11 protein-coding genes are annotated in these 11518 nt (G+C 22.0%); 3 read left to right on the top strand and 8 right to left on the bottom strand.

All coding sequences use genetic code 11. The features are described from left to right. Window positions 1–34: 34 nt before the first annotated feature. Both ACZ5EC_RS10095 and ACZ5EC_RS10090 read right to left on the bottom strand, forming a co-directional pair. The gene (locus ACZ5EC_RS10095) at window positions 35–535 is read right to left on the bottom strand and encodes a hypothetical protein (RefSeq protein ID WP_464302359.1); all 501 of its coding nucleotides are present in this window, start codon (window positions 533–535) and stop codon (window positions 35–37) included. A 346-nt stretch (window positions 536–881) separates the two neighbouring features. Further along, on the bottom strand, window positions 882–1130 hold the full coding sequence (locus ACZ5EC_RS10090) for a hypothetical protein (protein WP_464302358.1): 249 nt from the start codon (window positions 1128–1130) through the stop codon (window positions 882–884). A 613-nt stretch (window positions 1131–1743) separates the two neighbouring features. On the opposite strand from ACZ5EC_RS10090, the gene ACZ5EC_RS10085 reads away from it, so the two are divergent. Next, window positions 1744–2925 (top strand): ATP-binding response regulator, encoded by a 1182-nt coding sequence (locus tag ACZ5EC_RS10085; protein ID WP_464302357.1) that lies wholly within the window; start codon window positions 1744–1746, stop codon window positions 2923–2925. A gap of 118 nt (window positions 2926–3043) precedes the next feature. On the opposite strand, the gene ACZ5EC_RS10080 is transcribed toward ACZ5EC_RS10085, so the two are convergent. The 6 genes from ACZ5EC_RS10080 to ACZ5EC_RS10055 form a co-directional block, all read right to left on the bottom strand. Then, window positions 3044–3895 carry a hypothetical protein gene (locus ACZ5EC_RS10080; RefSeq protein WP_464302356.1) on the bottom strand — a complete coding sequence of 284 codons (852 nt, stop codon included), beginning with the start codon at window positions 3893–3895 and terminating at the stop codon, window positions 3044–3046. A gap of 50 nt (window positions 3896–3945) precedes the next feature. Then, the gene (gene pyrI / locus ACZ5EC_RS10075; protein WP_464302355.1) at window positions 3946–4395 is read right to left on the bottom strand and encodes an aspartate carbamoyltransferase regulatory subunit; all 450 of its coding nucleotides are present in this window, start codon (window positions 4393–4395) and stop codon (window positions 3946–3948) included. An 83-nt stretch (window positions 4396–4478) separates the two neighbouring features. Continuing rightward, window positions 4479–5552, bottom strand: coding sequence for an IS110 family RNA-guided transposase (locus ACZ5EC_RS10070; protein ID WP_464301847.1), 1074 nt, complete (start codon window positions 5550–5552; stop codon window positions 4479–4481). A 313-nt stretch (window positions 5553–5865) separates the two neighbouring features. Further along, on the bottom strand, window positions 5866–6783 hold the full coding sequence (gene pyrB / locus ACZ5EC_RS10065) for an aspartate carbamoyltransferase (RefSeq protein ID WP_464302354.1): 918 nt from the start codon (window positions 6781–6783) through the stop codon (window positions 5866–5868). A gap of 82 nt (window positions 6784–6865) precedes the next feature. After that, window positions 6866–7138, bottom strand: a complete 273-nt coding sequence (locus ACZ5EC_RS10060; RefSeq protein ID WP_464302353.1) for an HU family DNA-binding protein — start codon at window positions 7136–7138, stop codon at window positions 6866–6868. A 74-nt stretch (window positions 7139–7212) separates the two neighbouring features. Continuing rightward, window positions 7213–8565, bottom strand: coding sequence for a glycosyltransferase (locus tag ACZ5EC_RS10055; RefSeq protein WP_464302352.1), 1353 nt, complete (start codon window positions 8563–8565; stop codon window positions 7213–7215). A gap of 270 nt (window positions 8566–8835) precedes the next feature. Between ACZ5EC_RS10055 and ACZ5EC_RS10050 the strand changes: the two genes are divergently transcribed. Both ACZ5EC_RS10050 and ACZ5EC_RS10045 read left to right on the top strand, forming a co-directional pair. Beyond that, on the top strand, window positions 8836–9255 hold the full coding sequence (locus tag ACZ5EC_RS10050) for a secondary thiamine-phosphate synthase enzyme YjbQ (RefSeq protein WP_464302351.1): 420 nt from the start codon (window positions 8836–8838) through the stop codon (window positions 9253–9255). A 30-nt stretch (window positions 9256–9285) separates the two neighbouring features. Further along, the gene (locus tag ACZ5EC_RS10045; RefSeq protein ID WP_464302350.1) at window positions 9286–11205 is read left to right on the top strand and encodes a penicillin-binding protein; all 1920 of its coding nucleotides are present in this window, start codon (window positions 9286–9288) and stop codon (window positions 11203–11205) included. The last annotated feature ends 313 nt before the right edge of the window (window positions 11206–11518 follow it).

Genomic DNA, 11518 nt, shown 5'->3' with positions numbered 1-11518 from the left:
GCCTTAAGATCTAAGACAGCCCCTTCTATTTATTTTAACTATATTTTTTTACTCTTCTTACCTTTACAGTAGTTGTTATAGTTCCTCGATATGTTGTAATTATATAGGTGTAATAATAAACAAAATATTTATCTTGCTTTGTTTCATGTAATACTTTTCTACTATAAATATTTATAGGATTTACATAAATTCCTTTAGAACCTAATCCAGTTTCTACACCCCACCTTACATGCTTTTTTCCATTATGATATTTAGCTTCATTACCAACACTACCAACACCTGCACTTTGAGCATTAACATTCCCTACAATCTCTGCTAATTCTGCATCACTTACTACATTATCCCCAATTATTGCATCAATATCTGCAAAATCATCATCTTCGTTGTTGCTAATTGTAACTTCAATATTTTCTATAGCTTGAGCAAATATCTTTTGTCCAATTAATGCTTTATTAACTTCTTCCGCAAATATGTTTATTGTAGTTAAAGAAATTAACAAAATTAATGCTACAAGTATATATGTAATTTTTCTCATCATTATCCTCCATTTTATCTCTTTAGAAATTGATATTTTTCACAAATAATATTATCTTTATATTACCCTGCAGATATGTGTTTTAACTTCTTTTTTGTTAATAATAAAATTAAAATTATTGAGATATATAAAAAATAAGAAGTAATTATATCATAATTGAAATTTTCCTCCTTAGTGTAGTTATGTAATTTAAAAATTAAAACATTTTTAAACATTAACTATAAATCAATATTTAATCTTTTAAGTCTTTGACAACTACAATCCAGTCGAAAAATTTCAATTATGATATATATAATGTTTTTATTTATTTAATCAAATCCAACAATTTATAATTTTATTATTAACTTCAACAGCCACGAAAAAATGTTGCAATTATTGCAATTCCACATGAAGTATCAAATCCTTGTTTATATCCATAACTAAATCTTTTTTCTTCTTTTGAAATTATTTTAAGTAATTGATTATTATAGTTTACAAGATTAAAGTTAAAATCATTTAATCCATTGCTTAAGTTTTGATTATTTTGTGAAAAAAGAAATGATGATGAAAAAATTAATAAAAAAACAATTAACAAAATAAATACAATTTTTTTCATAATACTTTTTTTTACTTTCAAATACATATTTGTATCAAATACTGAATTATTTTAATTTTAATTAATCATTTGATTTACTTAAAATTGATTTTGGAAATTTTTAATAAATGTTAAAAATATGTCAAGTTATTTTTTATTTTTCCATTTATTACTTTTTATTTTTTTGTTTTAATAAAAATACTTTTTACATGTTTAGTATTGAGGTTTTTACTATATAAAGTACTATAGATATTAATTTTAAGAAAAATATTTAAAAATCAAGAATTATAATCTAGTAATTTTAGGGGGGGGTATGCGGTCATCTTATATATTTGGCAATTTATTAAATTATGTTAATAAGAAAACATATTTTATTTAATAACAAAATAATTAATATAATCTTAATATTAATCTTTTAATATACTAATTTATTAATTTATTTAGATTTATATCAATTTTCAACTTTTTTTAAATTTTGTTTTTAATTTTTTATTAAAATATATTTGTTTTACATCTACTTTATTTTATAAAAATTTATCTAAAAAAGTATATAAACTATGTAAATCTTAAAATACTATCTTATTTATAAATATAAATTGACTAATTATATTAATTCAATTATAAGTTTTGTGAAATGAAAAAGATAAATGTACTATTTATATCTCAATTAGAAAATTTATTAAACAATTATAAAGCAACTTTTGGGTCTGAATATAATGTATATATTAATTCCAATTTAGATAGATTAAATGATACAGATTTTGAAAATCCTATTGATGTTGTTATATTGGATTTTAAAGATAATTACAAACCTTTTATAAATAAATTATTAAATTTAAAACCTTTTTTCACAAATAAAGCTTTAATCATAATTGTTGGATATAATTGTTATGAAAATGTTTTTAAATCCCTTCATAGTTTAAATATTTTTAGATTTATTCTAAGACCGCTTGATTATAAAGATTTAAAACTCACAATTGAAAAAGCTTATGAAAATATTAATTTAACAAGAGAAAAAGAAAAACTTATAAAAGCGTTAAAGAAAAGCAATTATATACTTGAAGAACAAAAAAAATTAGTTGTAAATGATTTTATAAAACTAAAAAATTTACAAAATGAAATAATTGAAAAAGAAAAACTTTCAACTATTGGTTTACTAACTTCATCAATAATACATGATATTAAAAATTCTCTTAACATTATTTCAGGGTATACTGAATTGATACAAATTCAGAACCCTAATTTTTCAAAATATACAAGTAAAATTTTACAGGAAGTTAATAATTTAATTATTTCTTTACAGGATATTCTGGATTTTTCTAAAGAAAATAAAAATATTAATTATAAAATGGATATTTTTGAAAAACAAAATCTTTATTCAGAAATTAGCAATTTAATAGAAAGTTTTAAAATTAGGTATAAATTTATTAATTTTAATTTAATTGATAAAACAAATACCAATTTTAAAATAAAATTAGATTTTAACCGAATAAGAAGGGTTTTAATAAATATTATAAAAAATGCTACTGAAGCTGTTATTAATTCAAAACAACCTGAAATTGAAATAGTTTTGAATATTGCAAATAATAAACAAAAACAATATTTAGTAATTTCAGTTATTGATAATGGTATTGGAATATCTAAAAATGAGTTAAAAAATATTTTTCAACCGTTTTATACAAGAAATAAAAAAAATGGAACTGGATTGGGATTAACAATTTCAAAAAATATAATTGAAAATCATAATGGGTTTATTCAATTAAGTTCAGAAAAAGAAAAAGGAACTGAATTTAAAATATTTTTACCCTTAATATAATTTCAAGATTAATGTAGGTAGATTAACATTAATTTAATTATATTAATATTAATATTAATTTTATTATATTAACAAAAATGTAATCAACTTAAAAAAATTTTTGATCTCTAATCAGGAATTAATTTTTAATTATTAAAGCCACAAATTTTAAATAATCTTCTAACCCTTTTTCAAAATTATTATATTTTTTCATTGAAAAACTTGTATTAGGAACCTCATCATCAAAAAGAAGCTTGTTTTTTTTATTATTATTTTTTTCAAGTTCCTTAATCTTTGCTTTATCTTTTATATTGAATAAAATATAATAATTGAATTTACCAATTATATAATAAACAAAATTTATATTAGAAACTACATCATAATACCAGGAATCCATTATTTTTAAAAAATTATATTTTGAAAAAATCCCGTAATTTTCATTATTTTCAATTTCTGTTAATTCATCAAAAAGCTTAAAGAATATTAATGTTTTACCATTTATATCAATGACTGAAGTTATATTAAAATAAAAATTAATGTAACTTAATAGTTTTTTGTTTAAAAAAACCATTAAATCTTTTTTAGTTATATTTTTTTCAGTATTTGACAATACAATATATGATTCTTCTTTTCCTACAAAATAACTAACCTTAACAAAAGGATAAATATCATTAAAAACACTTTTAAACTTTTTTACAAATAAAATTAAATTGTTTAATTTAATTCTATTTTTTATATCTATTTTTATTTTTATTTTCTTCGAAGTAATATTAAGTTCATTAAATTCATAATAATTTAGATCAGTGATATGAAATTTTGAATTATAAATATATTGAACATCTACTATTTTATATTTTCCAATAAATCCAATATCACTAAAACATTTTTCATCACTAACTTTAAAAGGTGAATTATTAACTATAAAAGCTAATTTCCCTTGATAATTAACAATCTCATCAATTGTAATATATTGTTCTATATACCTTTTCATATAATAAGATTAAATTTAAATATAAATTTTACAATAAATTTTATTTATATTTACTTTATCATATCTGAAGTTACAGCAAACTCTCTTTCACAATAATGACATCTATATAACATCTTTTTCTTATCAACTAAAATAAGTTTTGAGTCTATATTTTCAATATTTGAAATACAATTTGGATTTTGACATTTTACAATACCTGAAAGTTTTTCTGGAATTGTAATTTTTCTTTTTTCTATAACTTTTCCATTTTTAATTATATTTATGGTTGCTTCAGGTGCAATTAATGCTAATTTATCAGTTTCTTCTTTTTTTAATTCTTTGTTTTCATATTTTATAAGATCTTTTTTCCCCATCTTTTTTGATGATAAATTTATTCCAATAGCAATCAATCCTTCCTCTGTATAACCCAATATATCAATAACCTTTAAAGCTTTAGAATGAGGGATATGATCAATAACAGTTCCATTTTCTATTTTATATACTTTATAAGTTTTATCCATTTTTATCTCCTATAAAAATCAATATTAAATATCAAAAAATCTGCCAATTTATCTAAACGAGGTAAAACCTCAAATTATTGCTTTCAGGCAACGGAATAATCTTTATTTAACAATATATCATTTGATTTTACTGGATCATATTCACAACCATTTTTTAATAATGTCCATACCAATTTACTTAATTTTCTTGAAGTTGCTATTATTGCTTTTCCGCTTCCTTTTATTTTTTTCATATTTCTATAAGATTTCATATATCTGTTTTCTCTTTCTCTTTTTACCCTTATCATACCCATTGTCATCTGTACAAATGCTGTTCTTAATTCTTGTGAACCTCTTTTAGTTATATTCCCATATCTTTCCTTGTCTGCTGAATTTTGTACCCATGGTACCAATCCACAATAAGAAGAAAGCTTTTTATATGAACTAAATTTATTTATGTCATCTATGTAAGCCCTTAAAGTAATTGAAGTTATCAATCCACATCCTGGTATTGTCCTTAGTATTCTTACTGCTTCATCTTTTTCTGTCATCTTTGAAAGCTCTTTCTCTATTTCTGATATTAAACTTTCTATACTATTTATTGTTTTTATTATCCCTGATACTATACTTTTTTTTATTGGGTCCGATATTTGTTCTATAATTTTTACCCTTCCTGTTTTTGTGTTAAGCTGTCCATTCTTTGTTTCTATACCCATTTCTAACATTATTCCATGTATTTGATTCTTTAAACTTACATTGGTCTTTTTTAATACTGACCTATGCTTTAATAAATCTCTTAAATTTTTACTATCTTCTTTACATAAATTTACTTCTGGTATCATATCTTTTGATAAAAATTCTGCTAATGTCCTTGCATCATGTTTATCTGTTTTGTTTATTGATTCATTTATTACTTTAAACTTTAAGGTATTTACTACATGTACTTTAAATCCATAATTTTCCATTTCTCTTTTAAAATATCTTGTATTTCCTGTAGATTCTACTGCTATTTCAATTTCTTCTGGTTGGGATAATTTCTTTAACAATCTTACAAATTCCATATATCCTTCTTTTTTTGTAGAAAATTTCCAATTAATATCTGCAATCCTTTGTTCTAAATTTTTTATACATACTGTCATTTGATGCTTGTGTAAATCAACTCCAACTGATAGTTTCATCTGCCTCCTCCAATTATTTTTTTTAATTGAAAGCAGATTCTTTACGATATTTATTACAGAGAATAATCCATTCTCCTATTCAATCTGGATTGTTAAAATCCGATTATTATGTTGATTCGGCTGTAGGCTCTTCATTCTCCTAAACGGTCTTTTTGACCAAATTAAATGTCGAACCTAAGCCTATCTGCTTTCAGGTTTATTTTCGTTGCCTGAAAGCAGTTTCTTTATCCCCTGCTATTGATTTTTATCACATCTCCTTTAAAATTTTTAAAAATATTTAAACTTTTCAAATAGTTTTACTGAATAAAATCAACTAAGAAATTGTACCTGCTACTAACCCCAATAATGCTTCTCTTGTGTAAACACCATTTTCTGCTTGTTCAAAATAAATTGCTCGTTTATCATTATCAACATCTACAGAAATCTCATCAACCCTTGGTAAAGGATGCATAATAAAGGTTTCTTCATTTAAATATTTTAAACTTTCTCTATTGATTCTATAAGAACCTGCTACTTTCTCATATTCCAGTGGATCAATAAACCTTTCTTTTTGAATTCTTGTACAATAAAGGATATCAAGTTCTTTTCCAAATTTCATAAAATCTTTTCCTTCATAAAATTTTATTTTCTTAGTATTTAGAATATTTTTAAATTCTTCTGGTATTTTTAACTCTTGTGGTGAAATAAAATATATTTCAACATCAAAATTTGATAAAGCTGTTACTAAAGAGTGAATTGTTCTTCCATATTTCAAATCACCCATTAACCCTATTTTTAATCCATCTATTTTTCCTTTAGATTCAACAATTGTAAACAGATCCAGAAATGTTTGAGTTGGATGTTGATTAGCTCCATCACCTGCATTTATTATTGGAATATCAACTATTTCAGATGCTTTTCTAGCTGCTCCTTCTATCTTATGCCTGATTATTATTATATCAGAGTATTTAGAAACTGTTTTTATAGAATCAGAAAATGATTCCCCCTTTTTTGTAGAAGAAGTTCCTGCTGAAGAAAATCCTATAATTTTTCCTCCTTGTTTTTGAATAGCTGTTTCAAAAGACAATCTTGTTCGTGTTGAAGGTTCAAAAAAAAGGGAAGCAATAATTTTCCCTTCTAATGTCTTTTTCCACTTTCCAGATTTCACTTCTTTTGTTTTTTCAATTATGAAGTTAATCTCATCCTTATTAAAATCCCTTATTGAAATAATTGATCTACCTTTAAAGTTCATCATACCCTCCTTACTACTTTTAATAATTTTAGTTTAAAAAAGCTAAAAAAAAAGCCAGACTAAAAAGTCTGGCTTTTAATATTTATTTAACCATATCTTTGAGAGCTTTTCCAGGAATAAATTTTGGATATTTAGTAGCAGGAATATCTATAACTGCTCCAGTTTGTGGGTTTCTACCCTTTCTAGCCTGTCTTTCAGCTACTTTAAAACTTCCAAAACCTACTAATTGAATTGATCCACCTTTTTTTAATTCTTCTTTAACTACATCCATAAAAGCATTTAAAAAAGCTTCAGAATTTTTTTTGGTTAATCCAGTTTTTTTAGCTAATTCCATTACTAATTGTGATTTGTTCATAGGAACTCCTTAAAAATTATTTTTCCCTTTATATACTTTTGATAAGGTATTGACAAAAATTGTCAAGGATTTTTTTAAATTTTTATATATTTATTCAAAGTTTTTTTATATTTTTCATAACTTTTTATAATAATCTTTTTATATTTAGGATCTAAATTATGAAAATTGTTTGATTTTATCAGTCTTTCAAATACTTTTGTTTTATATGACAATAACTTATTTTTATAAATTTTTGTTAATTGATCAGAATTACCACTAATTTTAATATTTAAATTGTTAAAAATTATTAATGGATTAACAAAAAAAATTAATTTTATAAAAAAGTCAAAATCTTCTTCAACAATTAATTCATTAATAAACACATTTTTGTATTTTTTCTTAATATATTTTATAATTGATCTATTTAAAGATAAAGAAGAGATTGCAAAAACAGTTCTATCAAATATTTTGTATGATAAATTTTCATCAAAAATAAATTTATCAGGTTTATTAATAAATTTTCCATTTCTATACCATTCTTCGTCATTTAAAATTGCAACAAAATTATTTCTTTTTTGAAATAATTTAAATATTGATTTAAATTTACCATTTATATTTTCTTTAAAAAGGAAACAAGCTTTTATTTTTATTTTATTGTCAAAAATAAAAATAAAATTTTTGTTAATTTTTTTCTGCAAAAATTGAATATCTTTTAAGGTTTTAAATATTTTTTTACCCAGGAATAGTTGAAAAAATATATGAATTTTTAATTTATTAAAATTCCATAAATCATCACTATCCAGAAAAAAAATATAATTGCCTTTACTTTTTTTTATACCCATATTTCTTGCATAAGCAACACCATTATTTTTATCAAGTTTAACTATTTTAATATGGTCTAAAAAATTTAAAACATGAGATTTAATGTCTATTTTTTTAACTTTTTTTATATCTATTTTTAAACTTTTATAAAAATCATTCAAATACTTAATTCTATCCAGTAAAAACTCTTCACGCTGATTAAAGTATCTTTTAAAATAATCTTCAACATTACAATTGGAACCATCATCAACTATAATTACCTCATAATCAAAATTAAAAATATTATTGTTAAAAAGGTTAGATGTTTTAGAAAATCGATAATTTATTTTATATTTTGTTTCATATGATTTTAAATCTTTATTAATATCACTATTATTTTTAATGGTATTAATATTTTTTATAATTTTTATAATATTATTACTTTTAATATTTTTAATAATTTTATTGCTTTTAATACTTTTTATAATTTTATTGTTTTTATAATTTTTATCATTGTATTCATTTAAATTAACTATTTCAAAAATAATACTATTATCTAAAAAAAAACTTTGAAAACATATTGATAATAAAGTATCTGTTATAATTTTACATCTATTATAAAAAGGTATTATAATCGAAATATCCATTTAAATTAAATTTCCTTTCAAAAGTCAAATTTTTCCATAATATTTTTAATTATAAAAAGTTTTATTAACTTTTATCAAATAAAAAAATAGTATTTTATTTTATGAAAAATGATTTAACCTTAATATATAAAACTATGGAAAAAAATTTTATAATTGATAGTTTATTAATAATCAAATTAAATTTATACAACCTTAAAAATTTAACAATCAAATTTTAAAGGAAATAATTAATAATATCTAAAAAAAACAAACAATTATTCAGGAGGTGTTATGAAATCTTATAGAAAAGAACTATGGTTTAACACAGCAAATAAAGTTGAATTTATAAATATTACTGATGAAGTTCAAAAAGCAATTAATGAAAGTGGCATAAAAGAAGGTTTAGTACTTGTAAATGCTATGCATATTACTGCATCAGTATTTATCAATGATGATGAATCTGGATTACACAGTGATTATAAAATCTGGTTAGAAAAATTAGCTCCTCATCAACCAATTAATCAATACATGCATAATAGAACTGGAGAAGACAATGCTGATGCTCATATGAAAAGACAAATAATGGGTAGAGAGGTTGTTATTGCAATAACAAATGGTAGACTTGATTTTGGGCCATGGGAACAAATTTTTTATGGGGAATTTGATGGTCAGAGAAGAAAAAGAGTTTTAATTAAAATTATTGGTGAATAATTAATATAATTTTGGGATTTAATTAACTTTATGCTTGTTCAATTTGAAAAGAGATTTAAAATTATTGGTATTTTGCTTTTATTTTTCTTTTTCCTTCTTATCATTAGATATCTTTTTCTTTTAATTAATTATAAAGATAAATTGAATTTTAATATTAATATTTCTCAGTATAATGAAAGAGGATATATTTATGATTCAAATAACCAGATACTTGCTGCTAATTATATTTTATATTCCATTTTTGTTGACCCCTCAATGATCACAAAAGTTAATTACTATTCAAAAACTCTTGGAAAAATTCTTAATATACCGTCAAATAAAATAGAAACTCTAATTAACCAAAATAAAAATAAAAAATTTTTATGGATTAAACGTTTTATTAACAAAAATACTTTAGAACAAATTTTAAAGTTAAAGTTAAAGGGAATATATTATATTAAAGAATATAAAAGAGAATACCCTTATAAAGAAATTACTGCACCATTTCTAGGATATGTCAATTCTTTTCAAAAAGGTCTTGATGGTTTAGAATATGAACTTAATGATATTTTATTAACAAAGAAATCTTTTGATGCTGATTCAATTCAAAGAAATGATATTTATTTAACCATCAATTCATACTTTCAATATATTTTATATGAAGAATTAAATAAAGTATACTCAGAAGAATCTCCTGAATGGGTTACTGGAATTATTCAAGATGCAAAGACTTCTGAGATTCTTGCAATGGTTAAACTCCCTACTTTTGATCCTTTGAAGTATTCAAAATACCCATACAAAATCAAAAAAAATACACCTGTTACTGACATTTATGAACCAGGGTCAACTTTCAAATTATTCATCACAGCATCTTTATTGGATTCAAAATCTATTGATATAAATTTCCACACCTATTGTAGTGGAGAATATAATGTTACACCTAATATTGTTATACATGATATTGAAAAACATGGTTATATTGACCTACCAGGAATAATCAAACATTCATGTAATGTTGGTATGATTAAAGCTGCAGAAAATATTGATAAGTATACTTTATATAAATATCTTCAATATTTTGGATTTGGGACAAAAACTGGTATAATGCTTCCAGGTGAAGCAGAAGGAATCTTAAAAAAACCTAAATATTGGACAAAGATGACAAAAGCAATAATTAATATAGGGCAGGAAATTGGTGTTACATCAATTCAAATGATAAATGCTTTTTCTTCCCTTATTAATGGTGGAATTTATTATGAACCTATGATAATTAAAAAAATAAGTTATGGAAGTAAAAAAGAAAAAACATTCAAACCATTAAAAATCAGGACTACAATCTCCCAGGAAACTTCAAACATGCTAATAAAACTTTTAGAAAATGCTGTAACCCATGGATCAACAGGAAAATTAGCAAAAATTGATGGTGTAACAATGGGGGGTAAAACTGGGACTGCTCAAATCCCTTCCCCTGATGGTGGATATTATAAAAACAAATCTTTAGCTTCATTTATTGGATTTATTAAAATAGGAGAAAAACTATTAAGTATATATATTGTTGTTAAAGATCCTAAAGTCCATAAATTTGGTGGAACTGTAGCTGCACCTGCATTTAAAAATGTTGGTGAAAAAATTGTAAATTATTACAAAATTAATAATATAAAAGCTTTTACCACACAAATTAAAATACCTGATAATTTATTTGTAAACGCAAATAAAAGAATAATAAATAAAGATCAATTGCCAGACTTTAAAGGATTAACTTTAAAAGAGGTTTTATATATTGCAGGGAAATTGGGTATTAAAGTTAAACTTTCAGGTTCAGGTTTTGTATATTATCAATCTTTTCCACCTGGAACAAAAATATCTAATATAAAAGTTTTAGAAATAAAATTAAATCCAAAAATAAAATCTACAATTGATAATAATAATCTAAATGAAAGTAAAAATAAAAACATAGATGATAATAATTAAATAACAAAAGTGATAATAAAAATATTGAGACTAATAAATAAAATAATAAAAGCAATTAGGTTAACTACCTTTTAATTATAATTAAAGTAGTTTTATTTTTGAAACATAAATAATTAAAAATAAAATTATTATAAATAATATTATAAATACTATAATACTATTAATAAAAAAATTTTTTTTATAATAGATAATATTTGAAAAAAAATATTATTTTCTAATTCCTAATTATCCTTAAATATATGTGGTAAGATTATTTTGACAAAAAACAAATAAAAAAAATGATAAAAATCTTGTTTTAAGAAATTTAAATAAA

It is taken from the genome of Exilispira thermophila (assembly GCF_055389015.1).
This window is presented reverse-complemented; position numbering and strand designations above follow the sequence as displayed.